We start from the raw sequence: 21,567 nt of genomic DNA on the forward strand, positions 1-21,567 counted from the left end.
GGTCGGTGGCGGCTGGGGCCACTTGGTTGGGGTTTTGGGCGGGGGGGGGGGGGAAGAGCCCCAAGGCGGCGGCGCGGGCGGGGGCGGGGACGGCGGTGTCGCCGCCGGCGGCGACCGCGCCCCGGGTGGCCACCACGAGCCGGGCGGCCTCCGGTCCGGGGGTGGCGAGCCAGGCCTGGAGGACGCTCAGGACACGACTCGTCAGGGTCTGGGCGTCGGCGCCGTCGCTGTAGGCGTCGAGGATCGCGGCGGCGGGGGCGGTCTCGCGGGCGGTGAGCGCGGTGACGTCGTCGGCGTCCGTGACGGGCACCCAGGTGGGCGCGGTGGTCACGCCTTCGGCGGCGGGCAGCTGTACCCAGTCGACGGCGAACAGGGCGTCCCGGTCGGTGCCGGCGGCGGCGCCGAGCTGCTCGGCGGAGACCGGCAGGGAGACCAGGGAGTCCATGGTGAGGACGAGGGCGCCGGTCTCGTCGGCGGCCTGGAAGGAGAGGGCGTCGGGGCCGGCGGGCGCGACCCGGACGCGGAGGGCGGTGGCGCCCTCGGCGTGCAGGACGAGTCCGTTCCAGGCGAACGGCAGGACGTTGCGGTCGTCGTCGGGGTTGGCGAAGGCGTTGGTGTGCAGGGCGGCGTCGAGGAGGGCCGGGTGGATGGCGAACCTGTCGGCGTTCTCCCGGTGGTCCTGCGGCAGGGCGGCCTCGGCGAAGAGTTCGTCGCCGCGCCGCCACACGCCGCGCAGGCCCTGGAAGGCGGGGCCGTAGGAGTAGCCGCGGGCGACGAGGTCGGCGTAGAAGTCGTCGATGCCGACGGGTTCGGCGCCGGGCGGCGGCCAGGCGGCGTAGTCGACGGCGGGCGTGGTGAACTGCGCGGGGCTGCCGGACAGCAGGCCGGTGGCGTGCCGGGTCCACTCTCCGTGGCCGTCGTCGTCGGTGGCGTCCTCGCGCAGCGAGTAGACGTCGACGGTGCGGGAGCCGTTCGGGGTGGCGCCGCCGACGGCGACCTGGACGCGGACGGCGCCCTGTGCGGGCAGGACGAGGGGGGCTTCGATGACGAGTTCTTCGAGGGTGCCGCAGCCGAACTCGTCGCCGGCGCGGACGGCGAGGTCGACGTAGACGGTGCCGGGGACGATGACGACGCCCTGCATGGCGTGGTCGGCGAGCCAGGGGTGGGTGCGCAGGGAGAGCCGGGAGGTGAAGACCAGTCCGTCGGTCTGGGGCAGATGGACGACGGCGCCGAGCAGCGGGTGGTCGCTGCCGGTGACGCCGAGGGAGGCGGCGTCACCGCCGTTCGCGGTGAGCTGGAGCCAGTAGTGGCGGTGGTCGAAGGCGTACGTCGGCAGGTCGGTGCGGGCGGTGCGGGCGGCCTCGGGGAGGATGCCCTGCCAGTCGACGGCGGCACCGGCCGTGAAGACCTCGGCCAGGGAGGTGAGGAGCCGGCGCAGGCCGCCGTCGTCGCGGCGCAGGGAGCCGGTGACCACGGCGTCGACGCCGTCCGTGGCGTCGGCGATCTCGGTGACGGGCTGGACGAGGACGGGGTGGGCGCTGGACTCCACGAACACCGTGTGGCCCTCGGCGAGGAGGGTGGCGACGGCGGGGCCGAAGCGGACCTGCTGACGGAGGTTGCGGTACCAGTAGCCGCCGTCGAGGACGCCGGCCTCGCGGACCCAATCGCCCGTCACGGTGGACAGGAAGGGGACCGCCGGTGCCTGGCCGCGGATGTCCGCGAAGGCCTCGGTGAGAGCTTCCTGGACGGCCTGGACATGGCGGCTGTGCGAGGCGTAGTCCACGGCGATGCGGCGCACCCGCACGCCCTGGTCCTCCAGGGTGTCCAGGACCTCGTCGAGGGCCTCGGCGTCGCCGGCGATCACGACCGAGGCGGGCCCGTTGACGGCGGCGACCTCGACCCGGCCGGCCCAGCGCTCCAACCGGGCGGTGACGTCGTCCTCGGTGAGCGCGACGGACGCCATGCCGCCGAGCCCGGCGAGCCGGCCGCGGATGACCTGGCTGCGGACGGCGACGATGCGGGCGGCGTCGTCCAGGGTGAGCGCGCCGGCCACGCAGGCGGCGGCGATCTCGCCCTGGGAATGGCCGACCACCGCGTCCGGTACGACGCCGGCGGAGGCCCAGACGGCGGCCAGGCCGACGGCCACGGCGAAGCTCGCGGGCTGGACGACGTCCACGCGGGTCAGCAGGCCGGTGTCGGCCTCGCCGCGCAGGACGGCCTTCAGGTCCCAGTCGACCCAGCGTTCCAGGGCCTGGGCGCACTCCTCGATGCGGGCGGCGAACACCGGTGAGCTGTCGAGGAGTTCGCGGCCCATGCCGATCCACTGGGTGCCCTGTCCGGGGAAGACCAGGACGGTCTTGCCGGCGCCGGCCGCGGTGGCGGCGCCGCGGACGGTGCCGGGTGCCTGTTCGTCGCGGGCGAGGGCGGTGAGCGCCGCCAGGGCCTCGTCGTGGGATTCCGCGACGACGACCGCGCGTTCGCCGAGGACGGCGCGCCGGGTGGCGAGGGTGCCGGCGATGTCCGCGAGCGGGGTGTCCGGGGCGCTGTCCAGGAAGGAGGCGAGACGGCCGGCCTGGCCGGTGAGGGAGGCGGCGGAGGCGGCGGACACGACCAGCGGCAGCACACCGTCGTACGGCTCGCGGGGGGCGGCGGGTTCCTCGGGGGCCTGTTCCAGGATCAGGTGGGCGTTGGTGCCGCTGGCGCCGAACGAGGACACGCCGGCGCGGCGCGGACGCCCGGTGTCGGGCCACTGCTGTGCCTCGGTGAGCAGTTCGACGGCTCCGGAGGACCAGTCGACCTGCGGGGTGGGGGCGTCGATGTGCCGGGTGGCCGGCATCAGGCCGTGGCGCAGTGCCTGGACCATGTTGATGACGCCGGCGACACCGGAGGCGGCCTGGGTGTGGCCGATGACGGACTTGACGGAGCCCAGCCGCAGCGGCTGTCCGGCGGGGCGGTCCTGGCCGTAGGTGGCGAGGATGGCCTGGGCCTCGATGGGGTCGCCGAGGACGGTGCCGGTGCCGTGGCCCTCGACCATGTCGACGTCGGCGGTGGTCAGTCCGGCGCCGGCCAGGGCCTTGCGGATGACGCGCTGCTGGGAGGGGCCGTTGGGGGCGGTGAGGCCGTTGGAGGCGCCGTCCTGGTTGACGGCGGAGCCGCGGATGACGGCGAGGACGCGGTGGCCGCGCTCGCGGGCCTGGGACAGCGTCTCGAGGAGGACGACACCGACGCCCTCGGCCCAGCTGGAGCCGTCGGCGGCGGCGGCGTAGGACTTGCAGCGGCCGTCGAAGGCGAGGCCGCGCTGGCGGGCGAAGCCGACGAAGCCGCCGGGCGTGGACATCACGGTGGAGCCGCCGGCGAGCGCCATGGAGCACTCGCCGCGGCGCAGCGCCTGCATGGCGAGGTGGATGGCGACCAGGGAGGAGGAGCACATGGTGTCGACGGTGACCGCGGGCCCCTCGAGGCCCAGGGTGTAGGCGACGCGGCCGGAGGCGACGCCGCCCGCGGTGCCGAGGGCCCGCTCCAGGCTGAGGAAGCCCTCGTGGCCGCTGAGGTCGGGGGCGTAGTCCTGGTGGACGATGCCGGCGAAGACGCCGGTGTCGCTGCCGCGCACCGAGTGCGGGTCGATGCCGGCGCGTTCCAGGGTCTCCCAGGACACTTCGAGGAGCTGGCGCTGCTGCGGGTCCATGGCGAGGGCCTCGCGCGGCGAGATGCCGAAGAACGCGGCGTCGAACTCGCCGGCGTCGTGCAGGAAGGCGCCCTCGCGGACGTACGTCGTGCCGGGGTGGTCCGGGTCGGGGTGGTAGAGGCCCTCCAGGTCCCAGCCGCGGTCCTCCGGGAACGTCGTGTAGACGTCGGTGCCGTCGGTCACCACCCGCCACAGGTCCTCGGGGGTGCGGATGCCCCCCGCGTACCGGCAGGCCATGGAGACGATGGCGATGGGCTCGGCAACGGCCGCCGCGAGTTTGGTGTTCTCCTGCTGCAGGCGCGCGTTCTCCTTGAGGGAGGCGCGCAGCGCGTTGACGATCTGGTCGTCCGGGCCCGACATATCCGTCCTCCGTGGTGCGTCCGCTGTCATGGGGTCAGCTCGTCCTGCCCAGAGCACGCTGCACGAGATCGGCAACGTCCATGGCGTCGATCAGGGTCTCGTCGTCCTCGGCCGGGGCCGCCCCTTCGGGCGTCCGGGACGCCGGGGCGTCCTCGGTGTCCACGAGGCCGAGCAGGGTGTCCAGGACGCCGGCGTCCCTGAACCGGGCGAGGGGGACGGTGGCGAGGGCCCGCCTGAGGTCGTCCTCCCGCCCGTCGAGCCCGTCGTCCGCGTCCCGGATCAGTTCGGAGCGCAGGTAGCCGACGAGGGCGTCCGGCGTGGGGTAGTCGAAGATGAGGGTGGCGGGCAGCCTGAGGCCGGTCGCCACATGGAGGCTGTTGCGCAGGTTGACGGCGGCGAGCGAGTCGAAGCCGACCTCCTGGAAGGCCTGGAGGGGCCCGATGCTCTCGGCGCCGCTGTGCCCGAGGACCGTGGCGGCGTGTCCGCACACCAGCCGGAGCAGGATGCGGTTCTGCTCGGCCTCGGGCACGTCGCGCAGGGAGTCCACGAGGCCGGCGGTGGTGTCGCCGTTCTCGGTGTCCGGCTGGGTGGCCCGCAGCGCTTCCCGTGCCTCGGGCAGGTCGGCGAAGAGCGGGCTGGGCCGGACGGAGGTGAACGCCGGGATGAAGGCGCCCCAGTCCATGTCGACCACCGTGACGGCCTTCTCCTGGGCCTGGACGGCCTGTTCGAGGGCGGTGAGGGCGATCTGCGGGGCCATCGGCAGGACACCGCGCCGGCGCAGCTGGGTGAGGGTGTCCTCGTCCATGCCGACGCCGGTCTCGTCCAGGGCGCCCCAGGCGATCGCGGTGGCCGTGTGTCCGTGGCCGCGCCGCCACTCCACGAGGGCGTCGAGGACGGCGTTGGCCGCGCCGGACGGTCCCTGCCCGCCGCCGCCCCAGATGCCGGCGATCGAGGAGAACACCACGAACGCGTCGAGGGGGGTGTCGGCGAACCGTTCGGCGAGCCAGCGGGCGGTGTCGACCTTGGCGGTGAACACCTCGGTGAGTTCGGGTACGCCGGTGTCGTCGACGGTGCTGGTGCGGGCGATGTCGGCGGTGTGCACGACGGCGGTGAGGGGCTGGTCGCCGGGGGTCTCGGCGAGCAGCCGCTCGATGGCGGCCCGGTCGGTGTCGGCGCAGCTCTCGACGGTGGTGCCGGTGCCGAGCGCGGCGACTTCGGCGGTGAGCGCGTCGAGCGCGCCGTCGGGTGCGCCGGCCGTGGTGGTGACGAGGAGGCGCCGGGCGCCGGACCGGGCGAGCCACAGGGAGGCGTGCCGGCCGAGGCCCTCGGCGCCGCCGGTCACCAGGACGGTGCCGGCCGGCTGCCAGCCGGAGCCGGCGGCCGGGTCGGGGGCGGTCTTGCGGAGCAGCCTTCGGGTGTGCACTCCGGACCGGCGTACGGCCAGCTGGTCGTCGTCGCCGGGGTGGTCGAGCGCGCCGAGCAGATGGCGGACGGCGCGGGTGTCGAGGGTGGCGGGCAGGTCGATCAGCCCGCCCCAGCGGTCGCCGCGCTCCAGGGCGGCGGCCCGGCCGATGCCCCAGACGGCCGCCTGGGCCGGGGCCGTGACGGTGTCCTGGACACCGGTGTTGACCGCGCCCCGGGTCAGGCACCACAGCGGCTGTGCGGCTCCGATGTCGCCGAGCGCCTGCACCAGGGCGAGGGTGGCCGCGGTCAGCGGGACCGGGTCCTGCGGGCCGTTCTCGTCGCCGGGTGCGAGGGCGAGCAGCGAGAGTACGCCGGTCACGTCGTGGTCGGCGAGAGCGGCCGACAGGCGCTCGCCGAGCCGGGCGCGGTCGGTGTCGGCCGCGGTGACCTCCAGGGGGAGGAGGTCGAGTCCCTGTGCGGTGAGTTCCCGCAGCAGTTCCTCCAGCGGCGAGTCGGCCGGCCGGGCGGCCGGTACGACGGCCAGCCAGGTGCCGCCGGGGACGCCGGTGCCCTCCTGGTCGAGGGGTCGCCAGGTGACGTGGTAGCGCAGTTTCTCGGCCGCCGACCGCTCGCGCCGCCGGCCGCGCCAGTCGGCCAGCACGGGTACGACGGTGCGCAGCGCCTCGCGCTGGTCGGCGGCGGCCAGGTCGAGCAGCCGGGCGAGGGAGTCGGCGTCGGCCTGTTCGACGGCGGTCCAGAAGTCGGTCTCGGGGCCCTCGGCGGCGGGGGCGCGGTCCGTGCCGGAGTCCGCCTCCCGCAGCCAGAAGTGCTGCCGGTCGAAGGCGTACGTCGGCAGGTCCACGTCGGCGTCCCGCGCTCCGGCGGGCAGGACGCCCGTCCAGTCCACGGCCACACCCCGGACGAACAGCTCGGCCATCGACGCGAGCAGCCGCCGTAGGCCGCCTTCTTCGCGCCGCAGGGACCCGGCGGCGACGGCACGGAGCCTGACCTTGTCGTCGGCGGCCTCGTCGAAGACCTCGTTCACGGGCTGGAGGAGGACGGGGTGGGCGCTGGACTCGACGAACACCGTGTGTCCCTGGGCCAGCAGCGAGGCCACGGCCGGGCCGAAGCGGACCTGGCCGCGCAGGTTCCGGTACCAGTAGTCGCCGTCGAGCACGCCCGCCTCGCGCACCCAGTCGCCGGTGACCGTGGAGAGGAACGGCACCAGCGGTGCCTGGCTGCGGATGTCGGCGAACGCCTTGCCCAACGCCCCTTCGATCGCCTCGACGTGCCGGGTGTGGGAGGCGTAGTCCACGGCGACCCGGCGCACGCGGACGCCGTCGGCCTCCAGCGCGGCGAGCGCCTCGTCCAGGGCCTCGGCGTCACCGGCGACCACGACCGACGACGGCCCGTTGACGGCGGCGACCTCGACGCGCCCGTCCCACGCGGCGATGCGAGCGGCGGCCTCGGTCTCGGACAGCGCCACCGACGCCATCCCGCCCCGGCCCGCCAGCTCACCGGCGATCACCTGGCTGCGTACGGCCACGATCTGCGCGGCGTCCTCCAAGGACAGCGCCCCGGCGACACAGGCGGCCGCGATCTCGCCCTGCGAGTGACCGACCACCGCGTCCGGTACGACGCCCACGGACGCCCAGACGGCCGCCAGGGCGACGTTCACGGCGAAGCTCGCCGGCTGGACGACGTCCACCCGGGCCAGCAGGTCGGCGTCCCCGCGCAGGACGGCCGTCAGGTCCCAGTCCACCCAGGGCTCCAGGGCCCGGGCGCACTCCTCGATCCGCTCGGCGAACACCGGGGAGGTCTCCAGCAGCGCCCGGCCCATGCCCGGCCACTGCGAACCCTGGCCGGGGAAGACGAGCACGGTCCTGCCGGGGCCGCCGGAGCCGGCGACGGTTCCGGTCACGACGAGGGGGCTGCTCTCGCCCCGGCCCAGCGCGCCCAGCCCGGCCAGTGCCTCGTCGCGCGACCCGGCGACGACCACGGCCCGCTCGGACAGCAGGGCCCGCCGGGCGACGAGGGCCCCCGCGACCTCGGCCGGGGCGGCTTGGGTGCCGGTGACGAACGCCGCCAGGCGCCCGGCCTGGGCGGCGAGGGCGGCCGTGCTGCGGGCCGACACCACCAGCGGTACGACGCCGGCGGGGACCGTCGGCCGGGTGACCGGCTCGGTGTCGGGCGCCTCCTCCAGGATGACGTGCGCGTTGGTGCCGCTCGCGCCGAACGAGGAGACGGCGGCCCGGCGCGGCCGGCCGGTGCGGGTCCACTCGCGGGCCTCGGTGAGCAGTTCGACCGCGCCCGCCGACCAGTCCACCTGCGGGGTGGGCTCGGTGACGTTCAGGGTGGGCGGAAGGACGCCGTGCCGCATCGCCTCCACCATCTTGATCACCCCGGCGACGCCGGCGGCGGCCTGTGTGTGCCCGATGTTCGACTTCACCGAGCCGAGCCACAGCGGCGCGTCCGCCGAACGGTCCTGGCCGTAGGTGGCGAGCAGCGCCTGGACCTCGATCGGGTCGCCGAGGACGGTGCCGGTGCCGTGGCCCTCCACCACGTCCACGTCGGCCGGGTTCAGCCCGGCGGAGGCCAGCGCGCTGCGGATCACCCGCTGCTGGGAGGGTCCGTTGGGGGCGGTCAGGCCGTTGGAGGCGCCGTCCTGGTTGACCGCGCTGCCGCGCAGCACCGCCAGCACCCGGTGGCCGTTGCGCCGCGCCTCGGACAGCCGCTCCAGCAGGACCACGCCGACGCCCTCGGCCCAGCCGGTGCCGTCCGCGGTGGACGAGTACGCCTTGCAGCGGCCGTCGGCGGACAGGCCGCGCTGCCGGGAGAACTCCAGGAAGGCGTCCGGGGTGGCCATGACGGTGGCGCCCCCGGCGAGCGCGAGGGAGCACTCGCCGCCCCGCAGGGCCTGGGCGGCCAGGTGCATGGCGACCAGGGAGGAGGAGCAGGCGGTGTCGACGGTGACCGCCGGGCCCTCGAAGCCGAAGACGTACGACACCCGGCCCGAGGCCACGCTCGCGGCCGTACCGGTCATCGTGTAGCCCTGGACGTCCTCGGGGACCTGGCGCAGCCGGGTTACGTAGTCGTGGTGGACGATGCCGGTGAACACCCCGATGTCCTGGCCGCGGGCGGACAGCGGGTCGATGCCGGCCCGTTCCATGGCCTCCCAGGAGGTCTCCAGCAGCAGTCGCTGCTGCGGGTCCATGGCCAGCGCCTCGCGCGGTGAGATGCCGAAGAGCTGGGCGTCGAACCGTGCGGCGTCGTGCAGGAAGCCGCCCGCCCGGGTGTAGCTGGTGCCCGGGTGGGCCGGGTCGGGGTGGTAGAGCCGGTCGATGTCCCAGTCACGGTCGGTGGGGAAGCCGGAGATGGCGTCGCGTCCGTCCATGACCAACTGCCACAGGTCCTCGGGGCTGTTGACGCCGCCGGGCAGCCTGCTGCTCATGGCGATGATGGCGATCGGCTCGTCCGGGTCCGCGGTGGCGCGCCGGACGGGAGCGGGGGTCTCCGGGTGGGTGCCGAGGAGTTCGCCGCGCAGGTGGTCGGCGAGCAGGGCCGGCGTCGGGTGGTCGAAGACCAGGCTGCTGGGCAGGCCGACGCCGGTGAAGTCGTGCAGCCGGTTGCGGAGTTTGACGGCGGTCAGCGAGTCGAAGCCGAGGTTCTTGAACGGCTGCCCCTCGTCGAAGTCGTCCGTGTCCCGGTGGCCGAGGACGACCGCGGTGCTCTCCCGGACCAGGTCCAGCAGGACCCGGCGCTGTTCGGCGTCGGCGAGCCCGGCCAGCCGGGCGGCCAGCTCGTTGCCGTCGGCGGCCGGGGTGCGGCGGATGACACGGCGGGCGGGGGCGGCTTGGGGTACGGGAGCTTCGCGGACGGTGTCCTCGGGTACGGCGGCTTCCGGTACGACGGCTTCCGGTACGGCCGCTTCGGTGGTCGTCAGCGTCACCGGGCCGAGCAGGGCCACGGGCCGGCCGTCGGGGTCGGCCAGCTCCACCAGGTGCCGGCCGTCGGCGTCCGGGGTGACGCGTGCCCGCAGCTCGGTGGCGCCGACCGCGTACACGGCGAGGGTGGCGCACTCGGTCAGGGCGACGGCGGCGTCATCGGCGGCTGTCCGCAGGGCGGCGTCGAGGAGCACCGGATGCAGGGTGAACGCGTCGGCCTGGCCGGTGAGTTCGGCGGGCAGTGCGATGTCGGCGAGGGTCCGTCCGTCCTGCCGCCACACACCGCCCACCCCGGCCGGGGCGCCGGCCTCGGCGGGCTCGTCCGGCCAGGTGCGCAGGTCGAAGGCGTGCTCGGGGACGCCGGGCGTCAGGGTGGCGCGGGCGTGCCGCAGCCATGGTTCGCCCTCGTGTCCGGCCGGCCGGCTGTGCACGGTGACCGCGCGCACCCCGTCGGGTCCGGGCGCGTCCACGAAGACGCGGAGCTGGACGTCACCGTGGGCGGGGACGGCGAGGGGCGCGTCGACGGTGATCCGCTCGACCGTGCCGCCGCCGGTCTCGTCGCCGGCCCGGACCAGCAGCTCCAGCAGGACGCCGGCCTGTACGGTCCCTGCCCCGCCGACGTGCAGGCCGGGGCTGCGCCGGGAGAGCCGGCCGGTGAGGACGACGCCGGTGCCGCCGTGCTCCCCGGGGACCTCCACGACGCCGCCCAGCAGCGGGTGGCCGGCGGACCGGGCGCCCAGCGCCTCCGCGTCGGTGGCGGTGCCGCCCTCCACCCAGTACCGCTGGTGCTGGAAGGCGTAGGTGGGCAGGTCGGGGCCGACGGCCCGGTCCGGACGGCCGAGGACGGCGGTCCAGTCGACCGGCACGCCCCGTACGTGCAGTTCGGCGAGCGCGGTGGACACGGCGGTGTCCTCGGAGGTGTCCCGGCGCAGCGTGGTGACGCAGCCGCGGGTGTCCGGCCCGAGCGTGCCGAGGGCCATGGCGCTGAGCACGCCGCCGGGTCCCAGCTCCAGGTGGGTGACGGCGCCTTGGTCGCGCAGGGTGGTGACGGCGTCGGCGAACCGCACGGCGTGCCGGGCCTGGTCCACCCAGTATGCGGGGGTGGCGAGCAGCCCGTCCTCGGCGAGGGCGCCGGTGAGCGTGGAGACGACGGGGAGGGTGCCCGGCCGGTAGCGGAGGCGGGCGGCCACGGCGCGCAGTTCGTCGAGCATCGGCTCCATCAGCGCGGAGTGGAAGGCGTGGCTGACGGTCAGCCGGCGGGTGCGGTGGCCGTCCTGGGCGAGGCGTGCGGCGACGCCGAGTACGGCGTCCTCGGCGCCGGACAGGACCAGCGCCCGCGGCCCGTTGACCGCCGCGATCCCGACGGTGCCCGGTGCCTCGGCGAGCAGCGGGGCCACCTCGGCCTCGGTCGCCTCGACGGCGATCATCGCCCCGCCCTCGGGCAGGGCCTGCATCAACCGGCCGCGCGCCGCGACCAGTTCCCCGGCGTCCGCCAGGTCCAGGATGCCGGCGGCGTGCGCTGCGGCGATCTCGCCGACCGAGTGGCCCGCGAGCAGGTCGGGCCGTACGCCCCAGGAGGCGAACAGCCGGAACAGCGCGGTCTCCAGGGCGAACAGGGCGGCCTGGGTGTAGAGCGTCTGGTCGAGCAGGGCTGCCTGTTCGGTGCCGGGTTCGGCGAACACCACGTCCTTCAGGGTGTGTTCGAGGTCGTCCAGGTGCCGTTCCACGGCGGTGCAGGCGGCGTCGAACGCGTCGCGGAACACGGGGTGGGCGGCGGCGAGTTCGCGGCCCATGCCGGCCCACTGGCTGCCCTGTCCGGTGAACAGGAAGGCGAGCTTGCCGTCGACCGGGCCGCCGGTGACCGTGTCCGCGCCGGCGGCGCCTTCGGCGAGCGCGCGCAGGGCGTCGGTGAGCCGCTGCCGGTCGGCGGCCAGGACGACGGCGCGGTGGTCGAGGTGGGCGCGGGCGGTGCCGAGCGCGTGCGCGGTGGCCACGAGCGGCGTACCGGCCCGCTCCGCCACCCAGTCCGCGAGCCGCCCGGCCTGCCCCCGCAGCCCGGCGGCGGTACGGGCGGAGAGGGGGAAGGGAAGGAGCGAGGCCCGGTCGACGACGCCCGCCCCCTCACCACCCGCCGACTCACCCGCGAGCGCCGACTTGCCCGCAAGTGCGTGCTGGCCCGCGAGTGTCTGACTGGCCGCGGATGCCGCTCCGGCCGCTGATGCCGCTCCGGCTGCGGATGCCGGCGCTCCGGCGACTGCCTGCTTGCCCGCGAGTGCCTGGCCGGTCACGGACGCCGACTCGGCCACGAGCGCCTGCCCGGCCACGTCTACCTGCCCGCCCGCGGATGCCGGTCCGGCCGCGGATGCCGGCTCGCCTGCGGATGCCGGCTCGCCCGCCAGAGCCTGCCCGGCCACGGACGTCGCTCCGGCCGCGGATGCCGGCTCGCCCGCGAGTGCGTGCGGGCCCGCGAGTACCTGCCCGGCCACGGACGCCGACTCGGCCACGAGCGCCTGCCCGGCCGCGGATGCCGCTCCGGCCGCTGATGCCGCTCCGCCTGCGGATGCCCGCTCGGCCGAAGATGCCCGCTCCGTCGCCGGTGCCTGTTCCAGGACCAGGTGGGCGTTGGTGCCGCCGATACCGAAGGCGGAGACGCCGGCGCGGCGCGGGCGGCCGGTCTCCGGCCAGGTGCGGGACTCGGTGAGCACCTCGACCGCGCCCGCCGACCAGTCCACGTGGCGGGACGGCCGGTCCACGTGCAGGGTGCGGGGCAGCAGGCCGTGCCGCATCGCCATGACCATCTTGATGACGCCGGCGACACCGGCGGCGGCCTGGGTGTGCCCGAGGTTGGACTTCACCGACCCGATCCAGAGCGGCTCCTCGCGGTCCTGGCCGTAGGTGGCGAGCAGGGCCTGGGCCTCGATCGGGTCACCGAGGACGGTGCCCGTGCCGTGCGCCTCCACCGCGTCCACGTCCGCCGTGGTCAGCCCGGCGTTCGCGAGCGCCCTGCGGATGACCCGCTGCTGTGAGGGCCCGTTGGGGGCGGTGAGGCCGTTGGACGCGCCGTCCTGGTTGACCGCGCTGCCCCGGATGACGGCGAGGACCTGGTGTCCCTGCCGCTGCGCCTCGGACAGCCGCTCGACCAGCAGCACGCCCACGCCCTCGGACCAGCCGGTGCCGTCCGCGCCGTCCGCGAACGCCTTGCACCGTCCGTCGGGGGCCAGCCCGCGCTGCCGGGAGAACTCGATGAACGTCTCCACGTTGCCCATCACCATCACACCGCCGGCGAGCGCCATGGAGCACTCCCCGTTGCGCAGCGCCTGGGCGGCGAGGTGCAGGGCGACCAGGGAGGAGGAGCAGGCGGTGTCGATCGTGACGGCCGGGCCCTCGAACCCGAAGTGGTAGGCGACCCGGCCCGACACGACGCTGCCGGAGCCGCCGGTGAGCCGGAAGCCCTCGGCGTCGGTCGCGTGGTGCATCCGCACGGTGTAGTCGTGGCTGTTGACGCCGACGAAGACGCCGATGTCCCGGCCGCCCAGCCCGGTGGGGTCGATCGCGGCGCGTTCGAACGCCTCCCAGGACGTCTCCAGCAGCAGCCGCTGCTGCGGGTCCATGGCGAGGGCTTCGTTCGGGGAGATACCGAAGAAGGCGGCGTCGAATCCGGGCGCGTCGTCGAGGAACGCGCCGTGCCGCACGTAGGTCGTGCCGGCCTTGTCGGGATCGGCGTCGTAGAGCCGGTCGATGTCCCAGCCCCGGTCGGCGGGGAACTCGGTGACGGCGTCGACCCCGTCGGCCACGACCCGCCACAGGTCCTCCGGGCTGTGCACGCCCGCCGGGAAGCGGCAGGCCATGGCGACGATCGCGATCGGCTCGTCGGACGCGGTGGCCGGAGCGGCCGAGGCGGCGGGGGCGGCGGGACGGGTGTCACCGACGAGCCGGGCGCGCAGGTGCTCGGCGAGCGCGGTCGGCTTGGGGTAGTCGAAGACGACGGCCGAGGGCAGGGTGAGACCGGTGGCGGTCGCCAGCCGGTTGCGCAGCTCCACCGCGGTCAGCGAGTCGAACCCGGCGTCCTTGAAGGCCCGGTCGGCGCGGACGGCGTCTGCGCTGCCGTGGCCGAGCACGCCGGCGGCGTTGCGCCGGACCAGTTCCAGTAGCAGGGCCAGCTGGGCCGCCGGGTCCAGCGCGGCCACCCGGTCGCGCAGGCCGCCGTGGTCACCGGTGCCGGCGGCGCGGGCCAGCGAGCGCGGCGTGGGCGCGAGGCCCCGCAGCAGGGGTGCCACGGGCGCCGTACGGGCCGCCGCGCGCAGGGCGGGCAGGTCCAGTTTGGCGGCCACGGGGGCGGCGGGCAGCGCGCTGCCGGGGCGCAGGGCGAGGTCCAGCAGGGCCATGCCCTCGGCCTCGGACAGCGCGGCCATGCCGAGCCGCCGGTTGCGGTGCAGGTCGGCGGCGCCGAGGTGCCCGGTCATGCCGCTGGTCCGCTCCCAGTAGCCCCAGGCCAGCGAGATGCCGGGCAGCCCCTGTTCACGGCGGCGCCGGGCGAGCGCGTCCAGGGCGGCGTTGGCGGCGGCGTAGTTGGCCTGGCCCGGGTTGCCGAAGACGTTGGCGGCCGAGGAGAACAGGATGAACGCCGCGAGGTCGCACTCCCGCGTCAGCTCGTCGAGCAGCAGGGCCGCGTCCAGTTTGGGCCGCAGTACGGTGTCGACGCGCTCCGGGGTGAGCGCGGTGACCACGCCGTCGTCCAGGACACCGGCGGTGTGCAGGACGGCGGTCAGCGGGTGGCCGGCGGGTACGGCGTCCAGGACGGCCTCGAGCCGGTCCCGGTCGCCGGTGTCGCAGGCGACGATGGTGACGGTGGCGCCGAGCGCGGTCAGTTCCTCGCACAGCGCGGCCGCGCCGTCCGCCTCGGGGCCGCGCCGGCTGAGCAGCAGCAGACGGCGGACGCCGTGCTCGGTGACCAGGTGCCGGGCGGTCAGCGCGCCGAGCGTGCCGGTACCGCCGGTGATCAGCACGGTCCCGTCCGGATCGAGGGCCCGGCCCGGCCGCGGGGTGCCGCCCTCCCCCGCCGGAACCTCGGCCCGTACCAGCCGTGGCACGTCAGCGCCCGCGGCCCTCAGGCGTATCACCGGTTCACCGGAGGCCAGCAGTCCGGGCAGCGCGGCCCGCACCGCCGCGTCGGCCTCCTGCCCCTCTCCCAGCTCTCCCAGCCCGTCGTACTCGACCAGCACGATCCGGCCGGGATGCTCGGACTGCGCGGACCGCAGCAGCCCCCGCACGGCGGCCGTGGCGAGGTCGGTACCGTCCGCGCCGGCCGTCACGACCAACCGGGTCCGCTCCAGCGCGGGTTCGGCCAGCCACGCCTGGAGGACCGCGAGCGCGGCGGTCAGGGCCGTACGCGGATCGGTCACCGCCGCGTCGACGCCGTACAGCAGGACGTCCGCGTCCGCCGCCCCGGCGCCGACGTCGCGGGCGGTCCGTACGGTGACGACGGACGGCGTACCGTCACCCGCCGGCAGGGACAGCTCCGCCCAGTCGACGCGGAACAGCGTGTCGTGGGTGAGCGCCTCGGCGAGTCCGGCGCGCGCCGGGTCGAACGGTTCGGACAGCACCGCGTCGACGGTCAGCACGGGCCGCCCGGCCGGGTCGGTCAGAGCGAGCCGGGTGCCCTCACCGGCCGCCCCCGCCGACCGCACGGTGACGGCGGTCGCCCCGGAAGCCAGCAGGCTGACCCCGCGCCAGGTGACCGCGAGGCTCCCGGCGGGCAGTGCCGTCCGCACGGCCGCGTCGAGCAGCGTGGGGTGTACGCCGTACCGGTCGGCGTCCCCGGCGGTCTCGCCGAGGGCCACCTCGACGCCGGGCCCGCCGGCCGGCCGGTCACCGTCCGCCTCCGCCGGGGCGGCGGGCGCGAGCGTGCCGTGCGCGTGCCGCGTCCAGGCGGCGTCCGGGGCGGAGTCGTCCGGGCGCGAGTACACCTCGACCGTACGCCGTCCGCTGCCGTCGGCCTCGCCCACCACGGTCTGGACGGCCCGCCCGCCGCGCACCGGCAGGACCACGGACCGGTCGACGGTCAGCTCCGCCACCACCGGCACGCCGGCCTCGTCGCCGAGCCGGACCGCCAGCTCCACGAGGGCCGCGTTCGGCACCAGCACCGCGTCGTCCCCGACGAGATGCTCGCCCAGCCACGGCTGCGAGCGCAGCGACCACCGCGAGGTCGTCATGAACCCGCCGGAGTCCGGCCGCCCGACCACCGCACCGAGCAGAGGGTGGTCGTTACCGGTCTGCCCGAGGGAGGCCGCGTCCGCCGCGGGGGCGGGCTTCAGCCAGTAGTGGCGGTGGTCGAAGGCGTACGTCGGCAGGTCGACAGGGGTGTCACCGGCACCCTCGGGCAGGACACCGGCCCAGCCGACGGCCACGCCCCGGACGAACACCTCGGCCATCGACGTCAACAGCCGCCGCAGGCCGCCCTCTTCGCGGCGCAGGGACCCGGTGACCACCGCGTCCGCGCGCGTGGCGTCGACGATCTCGCTGACCGGCTGGACCAGGACCGGGTGGGCACTGGACTCGATGAACACCGTGTGACCCTCGGCGAGGAGGGCCTCGACAGCCGGGCCGAAACGGACCTGACTGCGCAGGTTGCGGTACCAGTAACCGCCGTCGAGGACGCCCGCCTCACGCACCCACTCACCAGTCACCGTGGAGAAGAACGGCACCAGCGGCGCCTGGCTGCGGATGTCGGAGAAGGCATCCGCCAACGCGCCCTCGATCGCCTCCACATGGCGGGTGTGGGAAGCGTAGTCCACCGCCACGCGACGGACGCGGACACCGTCGGCCTCCAGCGCGGCGAGTGCCTCGTCCAACGCCTCGGCGTCACCGGCGATCACCACGGACGTCGGACCGTTGACGGCCGCTACCTCCACCCGCCCAGCCCAGGCGGCAATACGAGCGGAAGCCTCCGCCTCGGACAGCGCCACCGACGCCATCCCGCCCCGGCCCGCCAACTCCCCCGCGATCACCTGACTACGAACCGCGACAATCCGCGCCGCGTCCTCCAAGGACAGCGCCCCGGCGACACAAGCGGCCGCGATCTCCCCCTGCGAGTGACCCACCACCGCATCCGGCACCACACCCACCGACGCCCACACAGCCGCCAGACCGACCATCACCGCGAAACTCGCCGGCTGGACGACATCCACCCGACCCAGCAGGTCGACATCCCCCCGAAGAACGGCCGTCAAGTCCCAGTCCACCCACGGCCCCAGAGCCCGGGCACACTCCCCGACCCGCTCCGCGAACACCGGCGAGGACTCCAGCAACTCCCGGCCCATCCCCAGCCACTGCGACCCCTGCCCCGGGAACACCAGCACCGTCCGCCCGGACACCGCACCCGCACCACCGGTGACCAGACCGGCCGCGGACTCCCCTCGCGCCAGCGCGCTCAGCCCGGCGACCGCCTCATCCCGCGAGCCGGCGACCACCACGGCGCGCTCCGACAGCACCGCCCGCCGCCGCACCAGAGCACCCGCGAGGTCCGTCACAGACGCGTCGGTGTCGCGGACGAACGGGGCCAGCCGCTCCGCCTGCCCCGCCAGCGAACCCTCGGACGCCGCCGACACCACCAGCGGCACCACACCGTCGTGCGGCTCGCGGGAAACGACGGGCTCCTCCGGCACCTGCTCCAGGATCACGTGGGCGTTCGTGCCGCTCACGCCGAACGAGGAGACACCGGCCCGGCGCGGACGTCCGGTCTCGGGCCACTGACGGGACTCCGTGAGCAGTTCGACGGCGCCGGCCGACCAGTCGACCTGGGAGGAGGGGGTGTCGACGTGCAGGGTGGCGGGCAGGACGCCGTGCCGCATCGCCTGGACCATCTTGATGACGCCGGCGACACCGGCGGCGGCCTGGGTGTGGCCGATGTTGGACTTCAACGAGCCGAGCCACAGCGGCGCGTTCGCGGAACGGTCCTGGCCGTAGGTGGCGAGGAGGGCCTGGGCCTCGATCGGGTCGCCGAGGGTCGTTCCGGTGCCGTGTCCCTCCACCGCGTCGACGTCGGCCGGGGTCAGCCCGGCGTCGGCCAAGGCCCTGCGGATGACGCGCTGTTGGGCGGGTCCGCTCGGGGCGGTCAGGCCGTTGGAGGCGCCGTCCTGGTTGATCGCGCTGCCCCGGACCACCGCCAGCACCCGGTGCCCGTTGCGGCGGGCCTCGGACAGCCGCTCCAGGACGAGCACGCCCGCGCCCTCGGCCCAGCCGGTCCCGTCGGCCGCGTCCGCGTACGACTTGCAGCGGCCGTCGGCGGCCAGCGCGCGCTGCCGGGAGAACTCCACGAAGGTGCCCGGGGTGGCCATGACCGTGGCGCCGCCGGCCAGGGCCATGGAGCACTCGCCGCGCCGCAGGGCCTGGGCGGCCAGGTGGAGGGCGACCAGGGAGGAGGAGCAGGCGGTGTCCACGGTGACGGCGGGGCCTTCGAGGCCGAAGACGTAGGCGACCCGGCCGGAGGCCACGCTGGACGCGGTTCCGGTGGTGACGAAGCCTTCGAGTTCGGCGGGGAGCGCGCCCCCGGAGCCGTAGCCCTGGCCCATGACGCCGGCGAACACGCCGACGTCCGTGCCCTTCAGCGCACGGGGGTCGATGCCGGCCCGCTCCAGGGCCTCCCAGGAGGTTTCCAACAGGAGCCGCTGCTGCGGGTCCATCGCCAGCGCCTCGCGCGGCGAGATGCCGAAGAATCCGGCGTCGAACTGGCCGGCGTCCGGCAGGAAGCCGCCCTGGTCGACGTAGGAGGTGCCGGGCCGGTCCGGGTCCGGGGCGAACAGGCCGTCGAGGTCCCAGCCCCGGTCGGTGGGGAAGTCCGCGACGGCGTCCCGGCCTTCGGCCAGCAACTGCCACAGCTCGCCGGGGTTGTTGACGCCGCCGGGCAGGCGGCAGGCCATGCCGACGATGGCGATGGGTTCTTGCGGGTCGGCGTCCGAGGCCTGCTGTCCGGGGTTCGCGGGGGTGCCGGCCAGGCCGAGGACGGCGGTGCGCAGGTGGGCCGCCAGCTCCCGCGGGGTCGGGTGGTCGAAGGTGACGGTGGTGGGCAGGCGCAGCCCGGTGTGCTCGGTGAGGCGGTCGCGCAGGGCGACGACGGCGACCGAGGTCAGGCCGAGGTCACGGAAGGCGCGGTCGGCGGGGAGGGGGGCCGCGTCGGGGCCGTGCAGGACGGTGGCGGCCTGGGCGCGGACCAGGTGTTCGAGCAGGTCCAGTTGGGCGCGCTCGTCCAGGGCGGCCAGGCGCGTGCGCAGGGCGGCGGTGACGGCTTCGTCGGGGCGGGCCTGCGGGGCGGGCTCGGTCAGGGCGCGGAGGATCGCGGGAACCGGCCGGGCGGGGTCGGGCAGGGCCGGGCGCGGGGCGAGGAGGGCCGGGGCCCGGCCGGCGAGCAGGACGTCGAACGCGGCGAGAAGGTCGGCGAGTTGCGTCGTGTCGTCGCCCGCCGCCCAGACGAGGTGGGCGGCCGGCCCCCGCAGCCGGCGGGCGTGCGTGACCGCCTCGGTGAGGGCGCCGCGCACCGCGCGGTCCGGGTCGCCGGGGGCGCCCAGGGTCGCTGAGCCGTCGGTGACGGTGATGAACTCGGCGGTGTCGCCGATGAGTTCGTCGAGGGCGTGGGCCAGGGCGGGGTCGTCGGCGGTGTGCACCGCCAGGCTCACCACGCCGTCCAGGACTTCGCTCAGGCCGGACGCGTCGGCGGTGACGCCGCGGACGCGGGTGCCGGCGGGCCAGGCGTCCGGGTCGGTGCGGTCGGTCGTGCCGGGGGCGTGGACGAGCAGCAGGTCCGTGGCCTGGTGCAGGGCGGCGAGGTGGTGGGCGAGCGCGGCGCCGGCCGGCGTGTCGGTTCCGGTGACGACGACGGTTCCGGGGCCGGTGAGGGCGGCGGCGGGGCGGGGCCGGCCGTCCACGGGGGTGCGCAGCAGTCGGGGCACCAGCAACCGGCCGTCTCGCACAGCGAGTTGGGGTTCGCCGGAGGTGACCGCGGTGAGCAGCGTCTCCGCGTCCGGGCCGTCGGTGTCGAGGTCGACCACGGTCAGCCCCTGGTGCCCGTCCGCCTGGAGCGACCGTACGGCGGCCCACAGCGCGGCGCCGACGGGTGTGGCGTTCCGGGTGAGGACCACCAGCGGTCCGGCGGCGTTTCCGCTGGTCACCTGTTCGGTGAGGAGCCGGGCCTCGGCGAAGGGCTCGGCGTGGTCGGCCGGCGGCGACAGCACCGTCAGGCCGGGAGCCGTACCCGCCGCGGACACCAGGTCGGGGTGGGCTTCCGCGTGCACCCCGGCCGCGCGCAGCGCTTCGACCAGCCGGGCGGTGTCCTCCCCGACCACGGCACACGCGGCCGGGCGTACACCGTGGCCGGTGCCCGCCGGAGCGGGGAGCCACGCGGGGGTCAGCAGGGCGTCGTGGTGGCCGTCGGCCGTGTGGCGGGGCCAGTACGGCTGGGCGGTGAGGAGCCGGCGGACGATCTTCCCGGAGGCGGTGCGCGGGATGCCGCTGACCTCGTGGATCCGCTCGGGGATCTTGTACGCGGACAGCCGGGCGCGGCAGTGGTCGAGCAGGGCGGCGATGTCGAGGCCGTCCGGTCCGGGGACCAGCCAGGCGACGGGCACCTCGCCCAGGGTGTCGTGGGCGGCCCCGGCGACGCCGGCGTCGGCGACCCCGGGGGCGGTGCGCAGCACCGCCTCGACCTCGTCGGGGTGGATGTTCTCGCCGCCGCGGATGATCAGGTCCTTGAGCCGGCCGCAGACGGTGAAGTAGCCGGCCTCGTCGCGGCGGGCGAGGTCGCCGGTGCGGAACCAGCCGTCGCGCAGCGCGGCTTCGGTCGCCTCGGGGCTGTTGTGGTAGCCGACCATGACGTTGGGGCCGCTGACCCAGACCTCGCCCTCCTGCCCGGTGGGCATGTCCTGACCGGTGTCGGGGTCGACGATGCGGACGTCGACGCCCGGGACGGGCAGCCCGCAGGAGCCCTCGACGCGGGCGCCGTCCGGCGGGTTCATGGTGATCGCGCCGCAGGTCTCGGTGGAGCCGTAGGCGTCGACCAGCGGGACGCCGAAGGTCTCCTCGAAGGAGCGGCGCAGCTCGGAGCCGGTGACGGCGCCGCCGACGAGTCCGATGCGCAGGTGCGGCAGGGCGAGGCCGGTGTGGCGGGCGGTGGCGACGAGGTGGTGGTAGGTGGTGGGGACGCCGGCGAGGAAGGTGGCCCGCTCGGTGCGGAGGAGGTCCAGCACGTCGTCGGCGGAACTGCCGTCCGTGATGCGGGCGGTGGCCCCGACGGAGGTCACGGAGAGCAGGCAGGCGATGTGGGACAGGCTGTGGAAGAGGGGCAGCGGCCACACCACCCGGTCGTCCTGGCGCAGGTCCGGGATGGGTACGTAGCTGGCGGCGACCGACCAGAGGCAGTTGCGCTGGGTGGACAGCACGCCCTTGGGGCGTCCGGTGGTGCCGGATGTGTAGAACATCCAGGCCACCTCGTCCAGGCCGAGGTCGTCGGGGGCGGGTGTGCCGGGGTCGGTGGCCGCGAGGTCGTCGTAGGCGTGGGCGCCCGGTGGCACGTCGGTGGTGCCGGCCACGAGGACGGTGGTGTCGGGGGCGGTGCTCGACACGACGTGCAGAAACGTCACTGCACTGCTCGCCGCGGCGAGGACGAACCTCGCGCCGCTGTCGGCGAGGAGATACTCCAGCTCCGCGGGCGCGGACCGCGGGTTCACCGGCACACCGACGCCGCCGGCGCGCACGACCGCGAGGTATCCCTCCACCATGGCCACGGAGTTGCCGAGACAGAGCGCCACCCGGTCGCCGCGGCGCAGCCCGAGGCGGACGAGGTGTCCGGCGAGCCGCCGCGTCCGCGCCTCCAGCTCCGCGTAGGTGACCGCGCGCCGGTCGTCGGCGAAGGCGACCTTCTCCGGGATGTGGAGAGCGTGCTCGTGCAGCGTGACCGCAAGCGGTGTGACCAGGTCGGGACGCACGCCTCGGACTCCTTCCACAGGGCGGCAGCGGGTACCGGGAGCAGCGGGTCGGGGGCGGTCTCCGGACGCGGCACGAGCGGCTGTACGACGGTGGACAGCCGGCCGTCGTCCGGAACGACGGGAGCAGACATCCCTCCGCCACGGCGGTGCGCGCGGCGGACAGGCGCCCGGAAAAGGGCGGGAGCGGCCGGTCACCGCC

General features: G+C 75.6%; 2 protein-coding genes. Both read right to left on the bottom strand.

Annotation, left to right across the window (positions count from 1 at the left end):
- On the bottom strand, positions 1–4,045 hold a 4,045-nt coding region (locus ACZ4U1_RS05435; RefSeq protein WP_467899829.1), incomplete at its 3' end, for a type I polyketide synthase.
- 34 nt (positions 4,046–4,079) lie between these two features.
- Positions 4,080–21,368 (bottom strand): type I polyketide synthase, encoded by a 17,289-nt coding sequence (locus ACZ4U1_RS05440; RefSeq protein WP_467899832.1) that lies wholly within the window; start codon positions 21,366–21,368, stop codon positions 4,080–4,082.
- Positions 21,369–21,567: the final 199 nt, after the last annotated feature.

The sequence above is a fragment of the Streptomyces sp. NPDC028928 genome (assembly GCF_055564915.1).